The 21,428-nt window shown below is 53.4% G+C and carries 24 protein-coding genes; 12 read left to right on the top strand and 12 right to left on the bottom strand.

Annotation, left to right across the window (positions count from 1 at the left end; genetic code table 11):
* Nucleotides 1–304: 304 nt before the first annotated feature.
* Both ACNQ0T_RS04865 and ACNQ0T_RS04860 read right to left on the bottom strand, forming a co-directional pair.
* On the bottom strand, nucleotides 305–1,483 hold the full coding sequence (locus ACNQ0T_RS04865; protein WP_022649256.1) for an acetyl-CoA C-acetyltransferase: 1,179 nt from the start codon (nucleotides 1,481–1,483) through the stop codon (nucleotides 305–307).
* 92 nt (nucleotides 1,484–1,575) lie between these two features.
* Nucleotides 1,576–2,442 (bottom strand): LysR family transcriptional regulator, encoded by an 867-nt coding sequence (locus ACNQ0T_RS04860; protein WP_032626067.1) that lies wholly within the window; start codon nucleotides 2,440–2,442, stop codon nucleotides 1,576–1,578.
* A gap of 101 nt (nucleotides 2,443–2,543) precedes the next feature.
* Here ACNQ0T_RS04860 and ACNQ0T_RS04855 point away from each other — a divergent pair, with 101 nt between their 5' ends.
* Both ACNQ0T_RS04855 and ACNQ0T_RS04850 read left to right on the top strand, forming a co-directional pair.
* Nucleotides 2,544–3,008 carry a multidrug/biocide efflux PACE transporter gene (locus ACNQ0T_RS04855; RefSeq protein ID WP_022651793.1) on the top strand — a complete coding sequence of 155 codons (465 nt, stop codon included), beginning with the start codon at nucleotides 2,544–2,546 and terminating at the stop codon, nucleotides 3,006–3,008.
* Between the two features lie 116 nt (nucleotides 3,009–3,124).
* Nucleotides 3,125–4,354 (top strand): amino acid permease, encoded by a 1,230-nt coding sequence (locus ACNQ0T_RS04850; protein ID WP_022649259.1) that lies wholly within the window; start codon nucleotides 3,125–3,127, stop codon nucleotides 4,352–4,354.
* A 33-nt stretch (nucleotides 4,355–4,387) separates the two neighbouring features.
* On the opposite strand, the gene ACNQ0T_RS04845 is transcribed toward ACNQ0T_RS04850, so the two are convergent.
* On the bottom strand, nucleotides 4,388–4,660 hold the full coding sequence (locus ACNQ0T_RS04845) for a GNAT family N-acetyltransferase (protein WP_417929693.1): 273 nt from the start codon (nucleotides 4,658–4,660) through the stop codon (nucleotides 4,388–4,390).
* Nucleotides 4,661–4,670: 10 nt separating this feature from the next.
* Entirely contained in the window at nucleotides 4,671–4,901 is a 231-nt protein-coding gene (gene yjdI, locus ACNQ0T_RS04840) for a 4Fe-4S mono-cluster protein YjdI (protein WP_022649260.1), read from the bottom strand.
* Nucleotides 4,902–5,353: 452 nt separating this feature from the next.
* On the opposite strand from yjdI, the gene ACNQ0T_RS04835 reads away from it, so the two are divergent.
* The 7 genes from ACNQ0T_RS04835 to ACNQ0T_RS04805 all read left to right on the top strand — a co-directional run bounded on the left by ACNQ0T_RS04835 (nucleotide 5,354) and on the right by ACNQ0T_RS04805 (nucleotide 11,707).
* On the top strand, nucleotides 5,354–5,542 hold the full coding sequence (locus ACNQ0T_RS04835) for a general stress protein (protein ID WP_022649261.1): 189 nt from the start codon (nucleotides 5,354–5,356) through the stop codon (nucleotides 5,540–5,542).
* A gap of 90 nt (nucleotides 5,543–5,632) precedes the next feature.
* Nucleotides 5,633–6,130 (top strand): ferritin-like domain-containing protein, encoded by a 498-nt coding sequence (locus ACNQ0T_RS04830; RefSeq protein ID WP_003862851.1) that lies wholly within the window; start codon nucleotides 5,633–5,635, stop codon nucleotides 6,128–6,130.
* A gap of 62 nt (nucleotides 6,131–6,192) precedes the next feature.
* A complete protein-coding gene (locus tag ACNQ0T_RS04825; RefSeq protein WP_022649262.1) occupies nucleotides 6,193–6,699 on the top strand; it encodes a ferritin-like domain-containing protein in 507 nt (168 codons plus the stop codon).
* Between the two features lie 17 nt (nucleotides 6,700–6,716).
* Nucleotides 6,717–7,589: a manganese catalase family protein gene (locus ACNQ0T_RS04820; RefSeq protein ID WP_022649263.1), complete on the top strand. Its 873-nt coding sequence runs from the start codon at nucleotides 6,717–6,719 to the stop codon at nucleotides 7,587–7,589.
* 70 nt (nucleotides 7,590–7,659) lie between these two features.
* Entirely contained in the window at nucleotides 7,660–9,063 is a 1,404-nt protein-coding gene (locus ACNQ0T_RS04815; RefSeq protein WP_063147423.1) for a cytochrome ubiquinol oxidase subunit I, read from the top strand.
* Nucleotides 9,063–10,073, top strand: a complete 1,011-nt coding sequence (gene cydB, locus ACNQ0T_RS04810; protein ID WP_022649265.1) for a cytochrome d ubiquinol oxidase subunit II — start codon at nucleotides 9,063–9,065, stop codon at nucleotides 10,071–10,073. The genes ACNQ0T_RS04815 and cydB overlap by 1 nt, the downstream gene beginning before the upstream one ends.
* 8 nt (nucleotides 10,074–10,081) lie before the next feature.
* Complete coding sequence (locus tag ACNQ0T_RS04805) at nucleotides 10,082–11,707, top strand: alpha-amylase family protein (RefSeq protein ID WP_417929691.1); 1,626 nt, start codon at nucleotides 10,082–10,084, stop codon at nucleotides 11,705–11,707.
* Here ACNQ0T_RS04805 and ACNQ0T_RS04800 read toward each other — a convergent pair whose 3' ends face one another.
* From ACNQ0T_RS04800 to ACNQ0T_RS04785, 4 genes are read right to left on the bottom strand one after another with little or no spacing between them, the layout of a single operon-like run.
* Nucleotides 11,708–12,694, bottom strand: coding sequence for an SDR family oxidoreductase (locus ACNQ0T_RS04800; RefSeq protein ID WP_023298529.1), 987 nt, complete (start codon nucleotides 12,692–12,694; stop codon nucleotides 11,708–11,710).
* A gap of 16 nt (nucleotides 12,695–12,710) precedes the next feature.
* On the bottom strand, nucleotides 12,711–13,229 hold the full coding sequence (locus tag ACNQ0T_RS04795) for a 2-oxo-tetronate isomerase (protein WP_022649268.1): 519 nt from the start codon (nucleotides 13,227–13,229) through the stop codon (nucleotides 12,711–12,713).
* A 15-nt stretch (nucleotides 13,230–13,244) separates the two neighbouring features.
* Nucleotides 13,245–13,691, bottom strand: a complete 447-nt coding sequence (locus tag ACNQ0T_RS04790; RefSeq protein WP_022649269.1) for a DUF421 domain-containing protein — start codon at nucleotides 13,689–13,691, stop codon at nucleotides 13,245–13,247.
* A gap of 9 nt (nucleotides 13,692–13,700) precedes the next feature.
* Entirely contained in the window at nucleotides 13,701–14,204 is a 504-nt protein-coding gene (locus ACNQ0T_RS04785) for a hypothetical protein (protein ID WP_023298530.1), read from the bottom strand.
* Nucleotides 14,205–14,343: 139 nt separating this feature from the next.
* Between ACNQ0T_RS04785 and ACNQ0T_RS04780 the strand changes: the two genes are divergently transcribed.
* Nucleotides 14,344–14,733, top strand: a complete 390-nt coding sequence (locus tag ACNQ0T_RS04780) for a YdeI family stress tolerance OB fold protein (RefSeq protein ID WP_022649271.1) — start codon at nucleotides 14,344–14,346, stop codon at nucleotides 14,731–14,733.
* 61 nt (nucleotides 14,734–14,794) lie between these two features.
* Nucleotides 14,795–15,679 (top strand): SDR family oxidoreductase, encoded by an 885-nt coding sequence (locus tag ACNQ0T_RS04775; protein ID WP_022649272.1) that lies wholly within the window; start codon nucleotides 14,795–14,797, stop codon nucleotides 15,677–15,679.
* Nucleotides 15,680–15,781: 102 nt separating this feature from the next.
* On the opposite strand, the gene ACNQ0T_RS04770 is transcribed toward ACNQ0T_RS04775, so the two are convergent.
* Nucleotides 15,782–17,764 (bottom strand): alkyl/aryl-sulfatase, encoded by a 1,983-nt coding sequence (locus ACNQ0T_RS04770; protein WP_417929689.1) that lies wholly within the window; start codon nucleotides 17,762–17,764, stop codon nucleotides 15,782–15,784.
* Between the two features lie 171 nt (nucleotides 17,765–17,935).
* Between ACNQ0T_RS04770 and ACNQ0T_RS04765 the strand changes: the two genes are divergently transcribed.
* Entirely contained in the window at nucleotides 17,936–18,334 is a 399-nt protein-coding gene (locus ACNQ0T_RS04765) for a hypothetical protein (RefSeq protein WP_022649275.1), read from the top strand.
* Between the two features lie 58 nt (nucleotides 18,335–18,392).
* Here ACNQ0T_RS04765 and ACNQ0T_RS04760 read toward each other — a convergent pair whose 3' ends face one another.
* The 3 genes from ACNQ0T_RS04760 to ACNQ0T_RS04750 form a co-directional block, all read right to left on the bottom strand.
* The gene (locus ACNQ0T_RS04760) at nucleotides 18,393–19,004 is read right to left on the bottom strand and encodes an outer membrane beta-barrel protein (protein ID WP_022649276.1); all 612 of its coding nucleotides are present in this window, start codon (nucleotides 19,002–19,004) and stop codon (nucleotides 18,393–18,395) included.
* Nucleotides 19,005–19,104: 100 nt separating this feature from the next.
* On the bottom strand, nucleotides 19,105–19,734 hold the full coding sequence (locus tag ACNQ0T_RS04755) for a winged helix-turn-helix transcriptional regulator (protein WP_022649277.1): 630 nt from the start codon (nucleotides 19,732–19,734) through the stop codon (nucleotides 19,105–19,107).
* A 63-nt stretch (nucleotides 19,735–19,797) separates the two neighbouring features.
* Nucleotides 19,798–20,973: an OmpP1/FadL family transporter gene (locus ACNQ0T_RS04750; protein ID WP_417929688.1), complete on the bottom strand. Its 1,176-nt coding sequence runs from the start codon at nucleotides 20,971–20,973 to the stop codon at nucleotides 19,798–19,800.
* Nucleotides 20,974–21,428 lie beyond the last annotated feature (455 nt).

The following is a 21,428-nucleotide window of genomic DNA, read 5'->3' as shown; positions in this document are numbered from 1 at the left end:
AATTAAAATAACGTTTCGTTTTTATGAAACTTGAGTTTATTTTTTATGTACCGTTATTTTAGTGACAAGGATCGAAATTATTTGTTTCATTTTTTTTGGCAAAGATCGACGTGAACCTCATCAACAAAAAAGGCGTATAACGCATAAATTCCAGGCGTGAGATCACACTAAGAACTTCACAAAGCGAATAATTCACCGCGCAATAATTATTGTGGGCTTAAGAAAGAACGCAGAAGTGTTAAAAAAGGATTCTGCGGACATAAAAAAACCTCCCGAGGGAGGCTTTCTGTGCGCAGAGGGGGGATTACCGTTCGATAGCCAGGGCTACCCCCTGCCCTCCGCCAATGCAGAGCGTTGCGATCCCTTTTCGGGCGTTACGCTTTTTCATTTCGTGGACTAGCGACACCAGAATGCGGCAGCCGGAAGCGCCAATAGGATGACCGAGCGCGATCGCACCGCCGTTGACGTTGACCCGTAGCGGATCCCATTCCAGCATTTTCCCGACCGAGATCGCCTGTGCAGCAAAGGCTTCATTGACTTCAATCAGATCTACATCGTTCAGCTGCCAGCCCGCCCGCTCAAGACAGCGGCGCGTGGCATAGACCGGGGCGATCCCCATTAACGCAGGATCAACACCCACGCTGGCAAACGCTTTGATGCGCGCCAGTACCGGCAGCGCCAGCTCCTGGGCTTTGCTTTCACTCATCATCATCACCGCCGCCGCACCGTCGTTAATGGAGGATGCGTTACCTGCCGTTACAGAACCGAGCGTTTCGAAGGCCGGATCGAGTTTTGCCAGCCCTTCTGCGCTGGCATCGGTGCGCGGCTGCTCGTCGGTATCAACGATGAGCGCTTCGCCGTTCTGGCGTTGGGTACTGACCGGGACAATTTCATCGCGAAAACGGCCGGAGTCGATCGCTGCACGCGCTTTTTGCTGCGAGCTAAGCGCATACGCATCCTGAAGTTCGCGGCTGATGCCGTATTCCCGCGCCAGGTTTTCCGCCGTTACGCCCATATGGTAGTCGTTGAAGGCGTCCCACAGCCCGTCATGAACCAGGCTGTCAAGCAGTTGACTGTTCCCGAGCTGCGCGCCGGTCCGGCTGTCGGTCAGGACATGCGGGGCGCGACTCATATTCTCCTGCCCGCCGGCAATGACCACGTCCGCTTCACCGCACTGGATGGCCTGCGTCGCAAGATGGAGCGCTTTCAAACCTGAACCACAGACGTCGTTGATGGTAATCGCCGAAACGGTATTAGGCAGGCCGCCCTTCAGCGCCGCCTGGCGCGCAGGGTTTTGTCCCGCGCCAGCGGTCAGCACCTGGCCGAGGATCACCTCATCAATTTCATGTGCGGCAACCCCGCTGCGTTCCACCAGCGCTCTTACCACCACGCTGCCGAGATCAACCGCAGAGTGACGCGCAAGCGCTCCCTGAAAACAGCCGATAGCCGTACGTAACGCACCCACTATAACGACATCTTTCATCACGACCTCTGTGCAAAATGACATGACGATAGTAGAGGATTGTTATCAACAATTGACGCAAATGTTTAAAATTAGTGAGTTTAGTCACAGGATTATCGTGCGTCCTGCAAGTACTGGCGCAGCCAGCTTCCGGCGACGCCGGGCGGGGTTCTTTTGTTCCATACCAGATCGATGGCAATCGACCTCGGCCAGCCCGGCACGTTCAGCTGCACCAGCGATTTCGATGCGGCAAATTCGTCGACCAGCGCGCAGGGTAACGCGCACCAGCCAAAGCCCTGTACCGCCATGCTCAGCAGCAGCAGGTAGTTCGGCGCAGACCAGACTGGCCCGCGCGCAAGGGGCGCTTCCCGTTCAAGATAGGTACTCAGCCGCAGCTCGCGCCAGCCATGCAGCTCGTCCGCCTGCGTCTCATGTTGCCCTGCCAGAGGATGTCCGGCAGAAACGTAAATAGCCATCCGCGTCTGCATAGGCAGACGGGTCGCGCCAATATCGGTCGGGTAGCTGTCGCGTGCTTCCGTCAGGCCAATTTGCGCCCGCTCCTTTTGCAGCAGATCGATCACGTCCTCCTCTTCCCCAATCAGACACTCGAATTCGGTGTGCGGAAAACGCTGGTCGAACTGGCTCATCATCTCTTCCAGTACGGCCGGGTTAAGCGTATCGGAGAGAACAAAGGTAAAACGCGCCTCCGTTTGCGCCGTTAAGGATACGGCCAGCTCATCAAGGCGCGCGCTGGCGGCGAGGATTGACTGGACATAGCCCAGCACCTGTTCACCCTGGGCGGTTAACACCGGGTGACGGCCCGAGCGATCAAACAGCTCAAAGCCAAGGTCAGCTTCAAGGTTGGCGATGGAGGTGCTGATGGTGGACTGGCTTTTACGCAGCCGTCGTGCCGCAGCTGAAAACGAACCTGCAGCGACAGTTTCAACAAACGCGGTCAGTGCTTCGGGAGAATAACGCATGATGTATCTACTTTATCGATGGATACCATCTTTTATATATCACCTTAAGCGATAAGAATAGGCCGCATCAACGCCCATACTGGCGTCTATATGAGGTAAATATGCAACATCAGGATGCACTCCAACGTAAATTGCCGGAGCGGATCTTCCATGCCGTCTGTTTTGAAGGCATTGCTACGGCGATCCTCGCCCCGACGGCCGCGTGGCTAATGCAGCGCTCGGTGGTTGAAATGGGGGGTCTCACCATTATTCTGGCGACCACGGCAATGCTCTGGAACATTATCTATAACTTTGGCTTCGACCGTTTCTGGCCCGTCCAGCGGGTGAAGCGCACGGCGAAAGTGCGCGCCCTGCATGCCCTGGGTTTTGAATGCGGCTTTATTGTGATTGGCGTAACCATCGTTGCCGCCGTGCTGGGCGTGACGCTGCTCCAGGCCTTCACGCTGGAGATTGGTTTCTTCCTGTTCTTCCTGCCGTACACCATGCTCTACAACTGGGCGTATGACACCCTGCGGGAGAAAATTATCAAGCGCCGCCAGCAACGTCGCGCCCTGGCAAGCGAATGACCTTCCGGCCGGAGACCTTCTCCGGCCCAACCCCAGCGAAGCAACGGCGACCTCAACGCATAATTATGGTAAATTGCACTCCTTTTTGTTCGTTTTATAGTTGATACGTTGCTCTAATGTCGAAAATTTGGTCAAAAGAAGAGACTCTCTGGAGTTTCGCCCTCTACGGCACTGCCGTGGGCGCAGGAACCCTGTTCTTGCCCATTCAGCTCGGCTCTGCTGGCGCAATTGTCCTGCTGATCACCGCCCTTGTGGCGTATCCCTTAACCTACTGGCCGCATAAAGCGCTGGCGCAATTTATTCTGTCGTCGAAGACGAAAGGCAACGAAGGGATCACCGGTGCCGTTTCCCATTACTACGGCAAAAAGATCGGCAACCTCATCACCACGCTCTATTTCGTGGCCTTCTTTGTGGTGGTTCTGATTTACGCGGTGGCGATAACCAACTCACTTACTGAACAGCTGGCGAAACGGATGACGGTGGATACCAGCGTGCGGATGCTGGTGAGTTTTGGCGTGGTGCTGATTTTGAATCTGATCTTCCTGATGGGGCGGCACATCACCATTAAGGTGATGGGTTTCCTTGTCTTTCCGCTGATCGCCTATTTCCTGTTTGTCTCGCTGTATCTGACGGGCAGCTGGCAGCCGTCGCTGCTGACCAGCCAGATGGCCTTCGACCAGCATACACTGCACCAGGTGTGGATATCGATCCCGGTGATGGTTTTCGCTTTTAGTCATACCCCGATCATCTCGACCTTCGCCGTAGATCGTCGCGAGAAATACGGTGAAGAGGCTATGGGTAAATGCAAAAAAATCATGAAAGTCGCGTACCTGATCATCTGCCTCAGCGTGCTGTTCTTTGTGTTCAGCTGCCTGCTTTCGATTCCACCGTCCTATATCGTGGCGGCAAAAGAGGAAGGGGTGACGATCCTGTCCGCGCTGTCGATGATGCCTTCATCCCCGGCATGGCTGGGCATTTCCGGCATTATCGTGGCAATTATAGCGATGTCGAAATCGTTCCTTGGCACCTATTTTGGCGTGATTGAAGGGGCAACGGAAATTGTGAAATCGTCGCTGAATCAGGTGGGTGTGAAGAAAAGTCGTGCCTTTAACCGCGCGGTTTCGATTCTCGGCGTGTCGCTGATTACCTTTGCGGTCTGCTGCATCAACCCGAATGCGATCTCGATGATTTACGCCATCAGCGGTCCGCTTATCGCCATGATCCTGTTCATCATGCCGACGCTGTCGACGTACCTGATCCCGTCGTTAAAACCGTACCGCTCCATCGGTAATCTGCTGACGCTGATTGTGGGTGTGCTGTGTGTGTCGGTGATGTTTGTCGGTTGAGTGTGCTGCCCGGCGCAATGCCGGGCATCTGTTTTACGCCCGAATATCGTCATACTCCCGCGTATTATCAAACTCATTCTTCGCAAACGGACACAGCGGGATAATTTTACGGTTCTCCCCGCGCATCTTCTCTACCACCTTCGCCACCAGCTGCTTACCCACACCCTGCCCTTTCAGGCTCGGATCCACATCGGTGTGCTCGATGATGCTCAGATGCTCGCCGGTCGGGACAAAGACGATCTCCGCAACCTGATTGCCTTCGGCGTCGTTGACATAAAACTTGTTATGGCCTTCAAGAATATCCATGGTTCCTCACTTATTTTAGGCGGTACTTCAGCGCACCGCTCGGGCAGGTATCAATTACGCGCGCAACAGTTTCTGCATCCACTTCATCCGGTGCGATCCAGGGTTTACGCTTCAGGTCGAACAGCGCCGCGCTGCCGCGTACGCAGTTGCCCGAGTGTTTGCAGATCCCTGTGTTGAAGTAGACATCGATTTTCTCACCGGTATAGGCCCGGTACCCTGCATCCAGTAGCTCCTGATCCATGACATTGCCTCTGTAATTATTGTGGTGACAAATGCAGCATACCCTCACCCGATCCGCCTGACCACGTCAAAAACGACGATCGGATACACTGTTTCGGCTCGTTATTTCACTTCTCGCTTAAGACTATTCCGATTATAAAGACTCAGGTCGGTAAGATATATTTTTGCGCTACGTCAATTCTTGTAATCATTTCCGCCGCGTTCACATTAAGATTATTAGCTAAGCGGAATCCTAACGACACAATTTATTTCCCCCTAAGCAATGGATTTACTTCCGATTTTCAAAAATCGTAACGAAGCGGTATTTCCCCCGCATCTCTGGAAATGGTGCAAAACAACCCAGACAGGAAATTTGACTCTTCTCACATAACGACTAATGTTAATTTCTGAACGACAACTGATACGAATTGCTTATCGTATCACCTGACATAAACGCAACATGAGGGTTGATATATGGCAGAGCAACATCGTGGTGGTTCCGGTAATTTCGCGCAAGACCGTGAAAAAGCATCAGAAGCTGGACGTAAAGGCGGCCAGCACAGCGGCGGTAATTTCAAAAACGATCCGCAACGCGCATCTGAAGCGGGTAAGAAAGGGGGACAGAACAGTCACGGCGGGGGCCGTAAATCTGATAACTCCTGATCTTATTTAAAGCTCTTATAAATATACCGAGAGCATGCTGCGGGCCTGTCGGCTCGCAGTACCTTCCCTTTATTTCACTGGAGCGAATATATGAATATGAAAACTGTTGAAGATGTATTTATTCACCTGCTATCCGATACCTATAGCGCTGAGAAGCAGCTGACCCGCGCGCTGAGCAAGTTAGCCCGCGCCGCATCAAGCGAGAAGCTGAGCGCTGCGTTCACGGCTCACCTTGAGGAGACGCAGGGACAGATCGAACGTATCGATCAGATTATTGAGCAGGAATCCGGCCTCAAGCTGAAGCGCATGAAATGCGTTGCAATGGAAGGCTTAATTGAAGAAGCCAACGAAGTTATTGAGAGCACTGAGAAAAACGAAGTGCGTGACGCTGCATTAATTGCCGCCGCACAGAAAGTCGAACACTACGAAATTGCCAGCTATGGCACACTGGCCACCCTGGCTGAACAATTAGGCTATAAAAAAGCCGTTAAACTTCTTGCAGAAACACTGGAAGAAGAAAAAGAAACCGATCTCAAATTAACCGATCTGGCTGTCGGCAATATTAATCAAAAAGCCCAGAAAGGATAAATAAAAATTTGATGAGCATCAGCACCAACAATTAACCAGAAAATAAATCACAGGAGTTAATTATGAATCATGTAGAACACTACCATGATTGGCTACGCGATGCCCATGCGATGGAAAAGCAAGCCGAATCCATGCTGGAATCAATGGCCAGCCGTATTGATAATTATCCCGACTTACGTGCACGAATTGAACAACACGTTAATGAAACTAAACACCAAATTACCGTGCTGGAAGAAATTCTCGACCGCAATAATATTTCCCGTTCGGTCATAAAAGATTCCATGAGCAAAATGGCGGCGCTCGGCCAGTCCATTGGCGGCATGTTCCCTTCCGACGAAATTGTTAAAGGCTCCATCAGCGGCTACGTTTTTGAGCAGTTTGAAATTGCCTGCTACACCTCTCTGCTGGCCGCGGCCAAACAAGCGGGCGATACCGCCTCCATTCCAGCCATTGAATCCATTCTGGAAGAAGAGCGCCAGATGGCGGACTGGCTGATTCAACATATTCCACAGACGACGGAACAGTTCCTGCTGCGCTCCGACGCGGACGGCGTTGAAGCGAAAAAATAACGGAAGAGGGAGAAACTATGTTTCGACACGTAAAACAGCTGCAATACACGGTACGCGTAGCCGAACCGAATCCGGGTCTGGCTAATCTTCTGCTTGAGCAGTTTGGCGGGCCACAGGGCGAACTTGCCGCGGCATGTCGTTACTTTACGCAAGGATTGAGCGACGACGATCCCGGTCGTAAAGATATGCTGATGGATATCGCGACCGAGGAGTTAAGTCACCTGGAAATTATCGGCACCCTGGTGGGTATGCTTAATAAGGGTGCGAAAGGTGAACTGGCGGAAGGCGTTGAAAATGAAGCGGAGCTGTACCGGTCCATGACCGAAAACGGCAATGACAGTCATATCACTTCCCTGCTCTACGGGGGCGGTACTCCGCTCACTAACTCCGCAGGCGTACCGTGGACGGCGGCGTACGTGGATACCATTGGCGAACCCACCGCGGATCTGCGCTCTAACATTGCGGCCGAGGCGCGCGCCAAAATTATCTACGAACGGCTTATTAACGTAACGGACGATCCAGGTGTTAAAGATGCGCTGGCGTTTTTAATGACGCGTGAGGCAGCACACCAGCTTTCGTTTGAGAAGGCGCTCCAGTCGATCCGTAACAACTTCCCACCGGGTAAATTGCCTCCAATCGAAGAGTACACCAACAAGTACTACAATATGTCTGAGGGGGGAGAAGTTCGCGGAAGCTGGAACAGCGACAAGCACTTCGACTACGTGGAATCTCCTCAGCCAGCGGTCGATGGCGGTGACGGCGGCGCAAGCGTAACGCTCACAACAGAGCAGGCTACGCTGGTCAAAGCAATGTGCGCACGTACGAAATCCGATCCTAAAGCCGATCCGCTTACCGGTGCCGAGCTTGGCGCGGGTAAGAAAAAACCGTAACCGGTTTTGCCAGGCAGCCTGAGGCTGTCTGGCAATGCCTTGTGGGCTATCAGTTCCAGAGGTACGGAGCATGTTCGAGCTTGATGCGTTTCATCTGGCCAGGATACAGTTCGCCTTTACCGTCTCTTTCCATATTCTCTTTCCGGCAATCACCATCGGGCTTGCGAGCTATCTGGTGGTTCTCGAGGGCATGTGGCTTCGCACAAAAAATGATGTCTGGCGCTCGCTTTACCATTTCTGGCTGAAAATTTTCGCCGTTAACTTTGGTATGGGCGTGGTTTCCGGGCTGGTAATGGCTTACCAGTTTGGGACTAACTGGAGCGGATTTTCCCAGTTCGCAGGCAGCATAACCGGCCCTCTGCTCACTTATGAAGTCTTAACCGCCTTCTTCCTCGAAGCCGGATTCCTGGGCGTGATGTTGTTCGGCTGGAACAAGGTCGGCCCCGGCCTGCACTTCTTTGCCACCTGCATGGTAGCGCTGGGCACGCTGATGTCCACCTTCTGGATCCTCGCCTCCAACAGCTGGATGCACACCCCGCAGGGCTTCAGTATTCAGAACGGTCAGGTCATTCCCGAAGACTGGCTGGCCATTATTTTTAACCCCTCATTCCCTTACCGTCTGATCCATATGTCCATCGCCGCCTTCCTGTGCAGCGCCTTGTTTGTGGGCGCGTCCGGGGCATGGCATCTGCTGCGCGGCAACGACACGCCCGCTATTCGCAAAATGTTCTCCATGGCCATGTGGATGGCGCTGCTGGTCGCGCCCATCCAGGCAGTCGTTGGGGATATGCACGGCCTGAATACGCTTGAGCATCAGCCTGCCAAAATCGCCGCGATTGAAGGCCACTGGGAAAATCCGCCCGGCGAGGCTACCCCGCTGCTGCTGTTCGGCGTACCGGATATGGAGGAGGAGCGCACCAAATACGGGCTTGAAATTCCGGCGCTCGGCAGCCTGATCCTGACGCACAGCCTGGATAAACAGGTCCCGGCGCTGAAAGATTTTCCGAAAGAGGACCGCCCGAACTCGCTCATCGTCTTCTGGTCTTTCCGCATTATGGTCGGCATGGGGCTGCTGATGATTACGCTTGGTGTGCTGAGCGTCTGGCTGCGCTATCGCCGCCGACTCTATCACTCGCGACCATTCCACTGGTTTGCCCTGTTCATGGGGCCAGCCGGACTGCTTGCGCTGCTCGCCGGGTGGGTCACCACCGAAGTGGGCCGCCAGCCGTGGGTCGTCTACGGCTATCTGCGCACGATAGATGCGGTGTCTCTGCACAGCACGTTGCAGATGAGCATCAGCCTGCTGGCCTTTATCGTGGTCTACTGTTCGGTATTTGGCGTGGGTTATGTTTATCTCGCCCGGTTGATAAAAAAAGGGCCGCAGCCTGTCGGCACGCTAACGTCTAATACGTCGGGCACCCCTGCCCGTCCGCTGTCCGCCGCCGAGTCTGTTCCGGAAGAGGAGAAGATCTGATGGGCGTCGATATCCCGGTCATCTGGTTTGCCATTATTGTCTTCGCCACGCTGATGTACATCATCATGGACGGTTTCGATCTCGGTATCGGCATGCTGTTCAGCTTTGTGGGCGATGCCAAAGAGCGCGACGTGATGGTGAACAGCGTCGCACCGGTCTGGGACGGAAATGAAACCTGGCTGGTTCTCGGCGGCGCAGGGTTGTTCGGCGCGTTTCCGCTGGCCTACGCGGTGATTATCGATGCCCTGACCATCCCGCTCACGGCCATGCTGATCGGGCTTATTTTCCGCGGCGTGGCATTTGAGTTTCGCTTTAAGGCGACCCCTTCCCACCGCAAATTCTGGGACTATTCTTTTGCTGGCGGTTCCCTGCTCGCAACCTTCAGCCAGGGGATCGTGGTCGGCGCGATGATCAACGGCTTTGACGTGGAAGGGCGACGCTTTGTGGGCTCCTCGCTGGACTGGTTAACCCCGTTTAACCTGTTCTGCGGGCTGGGTTTGATTGTCGCCTATACCCTGCTGGCTACCACATGGCTGATCATGAAAAGCGAAGGCGCGCTGCAAAACCGGATGCGTGAGCTGACCCGGCACGTGCTGCTGGCACTGATCGCCGTCATTGCGGTGGTGAGTATCTGGACCCCGCTCGGCTGGCAGTTTGTCGCCGAGCGCTGGTTTACACTGCCTAACTTCTTCTGGTTCCTGCCGGTTCCGGTTCTGGTGGCGGTATTCAGCCTGTGGATCTGGCGGCTGACGCGCAATCCCGACAGCCATGCCCGTCCGTTCCTGTTAACGCTGGGCCTGATTTTCCTCGGCTTTAGCGGACTGGGCATCAGCCTGTGGCCACACATTATCCCGCCGCACATCACCCTGTGGGAAGCCGCCGCGCCGCCTGCCAGCCAGCTGTTTATGCTGATCGGCACGCTGTTAATCATCCCGGTGATCCTGGTTTACACCGCCTGGAGCTACTACGTCTTCCGGGGCAAAGTGTCTGATACCGAAGGTTATCACTAAGGATTGCTATGGCAGGCTGGCATACACGCGCCATTATTTACCAGATTGATACCGCCCTGTTTTACGATCTTAACGGCGATGGCTGTGGCGACATCGCCGGGATCGCCGCGAAGTTGCGCTACATCCGCCGGATGGGCGCGACGGTTATCTGGATCACCCCGTTTTACCTCACCCCTTTTCTCGATGAAGGCTATGACGTAAGCGACCATTTGCAGGTCGATCCCCGCTTCGGCAAGCTCAACGATATCATCGCCTTTATTGAACAGGCGCGGGAGCTGGGGATGAAGGTCATTATTGAGCTGCTGATCCAGCACACCTCGGATGCGCATCCCTGGTTTCAGCAAGCCCGCCGCAACCCGCAGTCACCCTACCGTGACTATTATCTCTGGTCTGACACGGACGAGGACGATACGCCACCGATGTTCCCCGGCGTGGAAAAGAGCGTCTGGACATGGGACGACGAAGCGGGGCAATACTACCGGCATATGTTTTATCACCACGAGCCGGATCTCAATCTGGCCTCCCCGGCGGTGCTGAAGGAGGTTGAGAACATCATCATCTTCTGGCTAAAGCTCGGGGTGTCGGGCTTTCGCCTGGATGCAGCGTCGCACCTGACAAAACAGGCCGGGCGTGGAGATGAAAAACGTGGCCTGTGGATCCTGGAGCATCTGCGCCGTCTTATCGAACAGCGCAATCCGGACGCGATCCTGCTCGGCGAAGTCGACGTGGAGGTCGACGCCTACAAAGATTATTTTGGTCAGAATGACCGGCTCAACCTGGTGCTGAATTTCTGGCTCAATAAGTACTTTTACGTCAGCCTTGCAGAGAAGAGCGCACGACCGCTGCGCAACGCAGTGAAGAAGATGATCGTGCCGCCGGACTCCTGCTGCTTCGCCAACTGGCTGCGCAATCATGATGAGCTGGATCTGGAAGGGATAGGCAAAAAAGCGAAGCAGACCGTCATTGATGCCTTCGCCCCTGATGAAGAGATGAGCGTGTATCAGCGAGGGATCCGCCGCCGTCTGGCGCCGATGCTTAAGGGCGATCGAAAGCGGCTGGCCTTTTGCCATGCGGTCTTGTTTTCACTGCCGGGCGTACCGGTCATGCGCTACGGGGATGAAATTGGAATGGGCGATGATTTAGATCTGGAGGAGCGTTACGCCGTACGCACCCCGATGCAGTGGGCCGGATCGCAGGGCGGCGGTTTCTCAGATGCCGCCCCGGAAACCTTTATCGCCCCAATGATAGACCATGGTCCGTACCGCTATCAAAAAATCAACGTGGCGGATTCGCTGTTGCACCGCAACTCACTCCTGCACTGCATTATCGATATCGCCAATACGCGCTCGGAGTTTCCTGAGATCGGCGTCGCGCCGTTTCGTCTTATTACTATCGACAACGATGCGGTACTGGGGATCTATTACGAAACCGACACGCGCAGCATTCTGACCTTCGTTAACTTCAGCGATAAGCCCGTTAATTTTACCGCCAGAGGGATCCGGCATGCGACCTGGACCGCATGCCTGGCGGACAAACGCTACGACGACGCGCTGGTATGCGGCAAAACCGTCGCGCTTAACCTCAGCGGCTATGGCTACCGCTGGTTCTGGACCGATCGTACCGCACTGCGCTGATTATCGTCTCCGCGAGAGCAGCAGACGCGCCACGATCGCGCCCGTGACGGCGAGGGAGCCGAGCAGCACTTTCCCCGGCATGCCGGAGGTAACGCTGGTGGCGCGCTCTTTTGCTTCGTCGGTGAAATGCCCGTGGATTTTATGCAGATCGTTAACCGGCTGATCCAGATAGTCCTGACGGTCATCCGCATTTAGCGTATCGGTCATCTGCCCTTCCCAGGCCTTTTTAACCATCAGCCGGTCCAGAAAACCGGGGAAAAGAAACTGCCCGACAATCGACTGGACGGTGCTGCTGCCCACCCATAGCTCCCGCACCGGTTTCTGCGCCACCTTAAAAATAGCGCTGGCGGCCACTTCCGGCTGAAAAACGGGGGGGACCGGGCGCATCGCCCAGGCAAATTTATTCCTCGCCCACTCGAACTGCGGCGTATTGAGGCCCGGCATCTGTACCATTGCGATCTGCACCCGGCTGTTTTCATGCATCAGCTCGGTGCGTACGGCATCGGTAAATCCGCGGATCGCGGCTTTCGCCCCACAGTAGGCTGACTGCAAGGGAATGGAACGGTAGGCCAGCGCGGAGCCAACCTGAATAATCGTTCCACGATCGCGAGGAGTCATTAACTCCAGCGCGGCGCGGGTGCCGTTAACATAGCCCAGATAGGTCACCTCGGTGACGCGGCGAAACTCCTCCGGGGACATGGTGCGAAACGGCGCCAGCATTCCGCCCATAGCGTTATTCACCCACACATCGATGGCTCCAAGCCGGTATTCAATTTCGTTAGCAGCATCGGTCACCGCCTTGCTGTCCGCCACGTCGGCCTGAACGGCACACGCGTTGATCCCGAAACGGCGCAACTCCTCTTCTGTGGAGCGCAGGCTCTGCTCATCGCGGGCAATAATGCCTACATCGTAGCCCGCTTTAGCAAAGTGCAGCGCCGTGGCTTTCCCCACGCCCGCCGTACCGCCGGTAATAACGATAACAGCCATAGCCTTTCCCCTTGTCTCAGACGTTATCCCATCCGGAGAGTATTTCGATCAGTTCAGACAGCGAATAACGCACCGCTTTTTCCACCACATCCTGACATTCACCGGAAAACAGCACGGTGCGGGTTTCCGTCTGTCCGCGAATATTCCAGCCGAAGCAGACCGTACCGGCTGCCGTGCCATCGTCTCCGCCTTCCGGTCCCGCATAGCCGCTGATGGCAACACCAATATCCGCCTCGGCAATATCGCGAATTTTAGCGGCCATCTCAGTAACCGTTTGTTCACTTACGGCGGTGAAGCGCTCAATCGTTTCGTGCCGCACGCCGAGGATCCTCTCCTTCGCCGCATCGCTGAACACCACCATGCCAACGTCATAAAATTCCGCCGTGTTCTCTTCGGCACAAAGCGCAACCGCGAGATTACCGCCGGTGCAGGACTCCGCCGTGGTTAGACGCAGTCCTCTTTCTGTGAGCGTCGTGGCAAGCTTTTTCGTCAGCTCGCTGATGGTCGTGTTATTATCGTGAATAAGGTTGCTCATAGATGTGCCCCTTAGTTAATTTTCTTCAGGAATAATTGAAATATGGCCGTTACGCTCAAGGATCGCGTACTTAATATCCTTTAATTCCGTTATGCCGTGGTTCTGGCGTGCTGAAACCAATATATCATCGCAGGATACATCGACTTTTTTCAGTTTATCCGCAATGGGAATACCATTCTCTACCAATATCACCGGGGTGCCATCAAGAACATTCTCAACAGAAGAAGAATATTTTTTAATCAGGCCAAAAATAATATCCACCACCACCAGCGTTGTTATTGTAATCATCGCACCGGTGACGGAAAAATCTTCGCCCAGTAGCGCCTGCTGTGTCGCCTCACTGATAATTAAGAGCAAAATAAGGTCAAAGCTGGTCATTTGCAACAGGGCGCGCCGTCCGGCGACTTTAAACACGATCACCAGAAACAGGTATATTGCCAGGGCACGAAAAACCATGTCCATATTCGACTCCTAGGGGTAAATAAACTGCCAGAAGCGGATATCTGGCCCGTTGTTTACGCGGATGCTGTTTGTCCATTTCCCTGCTTTTGTCGGCGTGATGAACAGCAGGACGGTGAACTTATCGCTCTGTTTCAGATTGTCGTAAACGAGAAACAGGGTATTCCCCCGGCTATACATGCTGTCCGGCTGCGGCCAGACGCTGCCTGGCTCATATACGTCGCTGCTTTCGCTGGTCAGGCTGAGAATATATTTACCCTCAGACGTCACCGGAAACGTCAGCGTCATCCGCGATTCGGTCTGGCGGCGGCCGAAGCGCTCATAGCTCAGGTTCAGGGATTTTGCTTCGTTTGTTTTCTCCACGTCGCTAACCGCACCGCTGGAAAACAGGCCGGCTAACGCGGCCACGATAATACCTAACAGTACAATAAAACCCACCTGACGAAATGCATACTCAAACGTCAGTAAACGATAACTCTCTTTTATCCCAGGCACTTTTTCATTTTTTGGTTCCATGGCTTTTGTCACCGTTTCGCTTAATTGCCGAAATTTTTGATTTTTCTACGCAAATGCTTTTAAGACTTATCACATTTGCCACATAAAGGAATAGCAACAATACTTAATAAGTCAAGACATCCAAAATGAAGGATATCAGATGAAATTATCAGTGATTTCAGCCTTGTTAATATTAATTATCCCTTCCGCATGGGCAGATAATAACGGCGGGTTACAAAAGGGTGAAGCGCCGCCACCGCCGCACGCCCTGGACAGTGGTTATCGTGGTACCGATGATGCGCGCATTATGACCATTACTCAGGCGAAAGAGATGCATGATGGCGCCTCTATTTCACTGCGCGGCAATCTTATTGATGGCAACGGCGATAAATACGTATTCCAGGATAAAACCGGGAAAATCGACGTTATTATCCCGAAAGCCGTATTTGACGACAGAACCGTGGAACCTGACAACATGATCAGTATTAGCGGCTCGCTCGATAAAAAATCATCCCCACCCGTAGTGCGGGTCAGCCACTTGCAAAAATAATTCAGCGAAGCGTTAACGCTGTAACTATCCATCAAATCTCACCCCTAACAAGGAGTTAGCTATGAGTGATAATGAACAACGTACGAACGCTTACCCAACGCCACCTTTCCCGGAGCAGCCCCAGACGCCACCGGGCCTGGCCTCTGAAATGGACCCTGTTCCCGATCACGGCGAGACAAGCTACAAAGGGCATGGCCGGCTTACTGGTAAGAAGGCGCTAATTACCGGGGGCGATTCCGGCATTGGACGCGCAGTAGCCATTGCCTATGCCCGCGAAGGGGCAGATGTCGCCATTAACTATTTGCCGGAAGAGGAAGAAGACGCTGCGGAAGTGATCGCCCTGATTAAAGCGGAAGGACGGAATGCCGTCGCGCTACCGGGCGATGTGCGGGACGAAACTTTTTGTCAGAACCTGGTGGAACAGGCCGTCGGAAAACTGGGCGGGCTGGACATCCTGGTGAATAACGCAGGCCGCCAGCAGTACCGTGAGACGCTGGAAGAACTGACCACGGAAGATTTTGACGCGACCTTTAAAACCAACGTCTATGCGCCTTTCTGGATCACAAAGGCGGCGTTGCGCCACATGAAAGCTCCCGCTTCCATCATTAACACCTCATCTGTACAGGCGGTAAAACCGAGCGCCGTACTGCTTGACTATGCGCAGACCAAAGCCTGTCTCGCGGTGTTTACCAAAGCGCTGGCGAAACAGCTGGGTCCGAAAGGGATCCGCGTGAACGCGGTAGCGCCCGGACCTTACTGGACCGTGCTCCAGCCCAGCGGTGGGCAGCCACAGGAAAAAGTGAAACATTTTGGCGAGAGTACCCCTCTGGGACGCCCGGGACAGCCCGTGGAGATCGCACCGCTGTATGTCACTCTGGCCTCGGATGAGTGTTCATACACCTCCGGGCAGGTCTGGTGTTCAGACGGCGGCGACGGCGTCATCTAGCGCTCAAGCAGCGCAGAGTGTAGGCCGGGTAAGGCGAAGCCGCCACCCGGCAAATTGTTGTTGGCTAATGCTAAAAGGCTGCGCAAGCAGCCTTTTTTACTTTTAAGGGGTGACGACAGGAAACCAGAAACTGAAGCTCTCCATGCAGCGCAGCATTTCGTCTACCTTCACGGCGTTGCCGACGATCGTCACCTCTCCTGCCTGTTGCGCCTTTTTCAGCGTGGTCTCCTTAAGGATGATTTTGTTCAGCGTTTCGCGGCTGAGCGTAATGGTTGCATCCGGATCTTCTGCCTGGATATTGGCACTGTGGTTTAGCACGCCATTCTCCAGCTCCAGCTTATACCTGCCGCCCTCGCGGCCTAAATCAACGTTAAAAACGCCTCTGGCATTCGCCGCTCTGACGCCGTTAAGGTGAACGCCGAAGTAGTCAAAAATCATCTCAGTCGACATGGCACGGACCGCATCCGGGCTGGCGGTTTTGGGCGTCGGCTTTATCTTCACGCCGTTACGCAACTCTTGCGCACCGGTGAGGTAGGCGTTACGCCACGGCCCTGACTCCGCATGGTATCCCAGCTGTTCAAACGCATCGGCTTCCAGTTCGCGCGCCGCTTTATTATTCGGATCGGCAAAAACGACTTTACTGACCACCTGAGCCACCCAGCGATAATTCCCCCGGGCATAATCGACACGGGCTTTTTCAAGGATCGCGCGGGCTCCGCCCATGTAATCGACATACTTTTTCGCCGCCTCGACCGGAGGCAGTTCATCGAGCGTCGCCGGATTGCCGTCGAACCAGCCAAGATAGTAGACATAGGTGGCTTTGACGTTGTTGCTTACCGAGCCGTAATAGCCACGGCCTGCCCAGGATTTAGCCAGCCCGTAAGGCAGGGCGAAATTAGCGGCTATTTCATCCCTCGTCAGCCCCTTATTCGCCAGTCTGAGCGTCTGGTCGTTGATATAGCGGTAGATATCACGCTGGCTTTTCATCAACTTCACCACTTTTTTGTTACCCCACGTGGGCCAGTGGTGCTGCGCGATAATGATTTCCGCTTTATCACCCCAACGATCGATGGCGTTATTGATGTACTTTGACCATGCCAGCGGATCGTGTATTTTCGCCCCGCGCAGCGAGTAGGTATTGTGCAGGGTGTGAGTGACGTTCTCTGCTGCTTCGATCAGCTTTTTCTCTTCCACATACCAGAGCATTTCAGACGGTGCTTCCGATTCCGGCGTCAGCATAAAGTCATAGGTGAGACCGTCAATGACCTCTTTCTGCTCCTCTTCGGTAATAGAGTGAGTGGGCGCGATGAGCGTGACCGTTCCGGCTGAGGTGGTAGTCCCCAGACCTGCCCCCACCTGCCCCTTCACACCGGGCTTCAGCAGGTTTCCGTGGATATAGCTGGCACGGCGGCTCATGGCGTTTCCGGCCATGATATTTTCCGATACCGCCTCTTCCATAAAACCGGCTGGCGCATAGACTTTCACTTTGCCGGACATTACCCCGGCTTCATCAATTACGCCACGCACGCCGCCATAATGATCGACGTGGCTATGGGTATAAATAACGGCAACAACCGGACGTTTGCCGCGATGCTTAACGTAAAGATCCATGCCCGCTTTAGCCGTTTCCGCAGACACCAGCGGATCGATAACCGTGATCCCCTCTTTGCCCTCTATGATTGTCATATTCGACAGATCGAGGTTGCGGATCTGGTAGACGCCTTCCGTGACTTCAAACAGACCGCCGATATTATTCAGCTGCGCCTGACGCCACAGGCTCGGGTTGACGGTATCCGGCGCTTTTTGCCCTTCTTTGATAAAAGCGTATTTCTGGGGATTCCAGATAACGGCGCCTTTTTCACCTTTAATCACCGCAGGTGGCAGCGGGGCAATAAAGCCTTTATGCGCATTTCGGAAATCGGTTTTATCAAAGAAGGGCAGTTGACCATAAAGTGCATCATTCATTTGTTTCGTATGGGCAGTGGCTTCCTTCACCTCCTTTTGTGCCAGGACAGGCAATGAGATCAACGAGGCCAATAGCAGACCAGCAACGGCCATCGCACTAACGAGAGTTTTAAATTTCATACATCCTCGAGGCGTCATATTCACGCTGGCGGTACATGGGGGGAAAGGAGGCTATCACCGGGATTTTCTTTTACCTATGGAAATAACGTTTATAAATAAATAAGTTTATTCTTTCGTCGCTGCGGCCTTCAGGGATAATGCTGAGTCCAATTATTTCCCCGGAGTGATTCGATGAAGAGCCTGCCGTTCTTTTTCGCTATATTAAGTCTGAGCACATTAACAGCATGTAGCTCTCCACCACCAGACAACGTTGAAAAGATTAATCATCTGCAAATTCCGCTGGTATTACCGGGGGAAAAACCGCCGCAGGCACAGATATCTCATATCGCGTCTCTTTATCAGGAAAATAAACAGCAGATCGATAACTTAACGCGCAGCGTAAAATCACAGTATCTTCAGGACACTACCGCAAAAGAAATTTTTGTTGCGGACAGCGCTGTTCAACGCGTTTACGCCTCGCTGACCAAACTGGAACAGTTAGATATGGTTAATCAGCAATACCTGAAAGACAATAATGTCACGGGCCTGCAAAATATTCATATTATGCTTGAACCGTTATTCGCCAGCTGACAACAAAAAACCCGGCAACATAGCAGCCGGGTTTTTCTTAATCGCCATATCACATGCATCAGTCGTACTGACCAAAGCGATAGCTAAGCCCTGCGGTGACGGAACTCAGGTCGCTGCTCACACCGATCTGGTTTGCATTACCCACATTGCTTACCCACTGATATTCCAGGCGGCCAGCCCAGTTTTTATTGAAGGCGTATTCAGTACCCACAGCTGCAAGCGGGCGCACACCGGTTTCAAAACGATTGTGACCACTTACATCGGATTCAGCGCGATAGCCCATCGCCCCGGCACGGCCGTAGATATCCCAGTCATTGGTCAAGGCATAGCTGGCCTTCAGGGACATTTGCAGACCCTGCGTCTTCATTTGCGCCCCTGCGCCATGCTGACCCTTGATCTGCATGTTGCCTAAATAATCATAACCGCCTTCTACCGCAAGCCATGGGGTAATCTGGTAACCCGTATAAACACCCCCACCGACATTATCATGGTCAAAATCGAAGTGGTCGGAATTATTGTTATCAAACGCTTTTGAACCCATATTGGTATCAAAATAGTGTGACCAGCCGAATTTCGCTCCGCCATACCAGGTGCCCGCATCAGCGGCGGCGAACGCGGAAGTGGCGGTAAACGCATTAACCATAATCAAAGCGAGAACTGTCTTTTTCATAAATATACCGTTTACTTAATAAAGATAAAACTTAGAAAGCAAACGATATAGAAAATTAACAGCCTCGTTAATTCCATTTCTGTTTAATTTTAAACTTCCCCTAGAATGATTCAGGTAAGTGTCTGACTTCAAGCAAATACCCACCGCGCTTAAAGGAGATATATTCTCCCTGTTTAAGGGCGGATAATACATTGAGTATACTACTGCGAGAAAGCAGCGTACGATCCTGAATATATTCCAGTATCGTGGTACGCAAACGCGTCTCCTCCGGGAGCAAAATCATTTCCTGAAGGTGGTTACGAATAACGGAATAGGTACGCTGCTGGAGTACCTGCGCATCACGGAATATCAAATAGGCCGTATGGTATGAGAGCAGCGCTGCGACATCCTCCCAGACGCCCTCGGCACGGAATAACTCGGCCGCCTTGTCCGCATCGAGACGTAAAATGGTCGACTCCCTTTCCGCACGGAGAAAATGGCCTTGCGTAGGCTGGATCATCTCAGCAATACCAAACAAATGCGGCTCGTAAACGGTCACGACCACCAGTCCATCCGATGTCCGCAGCAGGGACAGCTCCCCTTCCAGAAAGAGGTACATCTGCTGTTTCCCCTTCCGTAACCAGGTGAGTCGCTTACGTGGAACAACGTGCACTTTCTCCGCTATCGGCTCAAGGATAGCGGTCAGTCGTTCTATGGATTTTTCGGGTCGAACAGGCGGTAAAATATGCATGGTACAACCTTCTGACATTCAGTATCTGCCATTATAGACCATATATTTTAAGCGGTTAGCCGATCAAAACTGATAGCTGTAGTTGACGCTGGCAAACCAAAGATAAGGATGGTCGTAACTTCCGGCAAACGCCACCGGCGATTTCACATGCGACGACTGCATATGAAGATACGACACGGCAATACCAATATTGCTGGCCGGGGTGATCTGATACTGGGCTCCCGTACCAAATCGCCACTCATCGCCGGTAGGTAAGGTTAAGGCCACATCGCTCTGGCTTTCATACGGCGAGCTGTCGAACGCCACACCGGCATTCAGTCGCCACTGAGGCGTTGGACGATACTGCACGCCCACCGCACCGTGCCACGTGTCCTTCAGGCGGCTGACGTTGTTAAGCTGCTGGTCCCCGACGACGATTTGCGGCGCGCCGAACTGGCTCCAGTCCTGCCAGCCGAGATCGCCCATAACCGACCACTGCGGGTTAATGTCATGCACAAGGCTGAGCATAATTTGCTGCGGCGCGCTGATTTGTGCTGACACCGGCAGGTCGTAGGTGCCGTTCTGAACACGCGCGTTGCCGTCAATATTGAAGCTGTAGTCCGTTTCGCTGTTCCAGGTAATACCAGCTCGGGTCTGGTCAGTTAGCTGCATCAGCAGCCCAAGCCGATAGCTCATGGCCAGGTCTTCATCGCGTCGCCGGTAGTCATCATCGTTAACGCTGCGAGTCAGCGAGAAGTAACCGTAGTTAACGTTGGCGGACGCGCCAATCGAAAGACGGTCGTTAAGCTTATAGGCCAGCGAGGGGCTGAGCGTCATGGCTACCATGGTACTCTTCTTAATCAGCCTGTCGCCCATCCAGCTGCCGTAATCGATCCCCAGGCCGTAATTACCGTAAAGCCCGACCCCGGCATAAAGATTATCGGTCACCTTCTGGCTATAAAAGGCGCTGGCATTCGGGATGGTTTTCATCACATCACCGGGGCTTTGATGGGCATCGTTATCCAGCTGGTTGTCGATGGAGCCATCCATAACCTGTAACCCACCGGTGACCATATGATCCGGTAAGCGCGTCATGCCAGCCGGGTTGGTCATAATTGTAGAGGCATCCTGCGCACGAGCCGCCTGCCCTGCTCCGGCAAGCGCGGTATCTTCGGTGCCAGCTTCATAAAAATAGAGGGCGCTGGCATGGGCACTGGAGGCAGCTAATAAGCCAGCGCACAGGAGGAGTCGTGTTTTCATCTGCGATCCGGGAAATAAAAAATTTGCCGACAGATATAACAGGGGCGATTGATTACGTAAAAAGAAAGAGGGTTTAATTTTAAATTATGCGCGCGCGTAATTATATTTATGACACTCCAGCGACAGTCGGAACAAAGGCACCGTGATTCTGCATGCACCGGGTGAGGAATTTCTTACAATGCCGTTTGTACTCGTTCGGCTTAAGACAAGCGTTACTCACTACTGGGATCGCTCTTATCCTCTCGCATGGATTCGATAAACTCCCGTTGCTCCGGTGTGAGTTCAAGCTCATCCAGCAGGCGATCTAACTCTTCTTCAGGCGATTCCTTTTGATTCTTTCTCTTCCCGCTAGCCATACTCACCCTTGAGTTATTAGGATTAATCTCAGGGTATCCAGGGTACAGGAAATGTGCAACTTAGCGTGTTATGCCATGAGTGATTCGTTGTTTAGCAAA

Source organism: Enterobacter cloacae complex sp.6700776, assembly GCF_048284255.1.
GTDB lineage: Bacteria > Pseudomonadota > Gammaproteobacteria > Enterobacterales > Enterobacteriaceae > Enterobacter > Enterobacter intestinihominis.
Note: the sequence above shows the minus strand (reverse complement) of the source record. Positions and strands in the feature narration are given on the sequence as shown.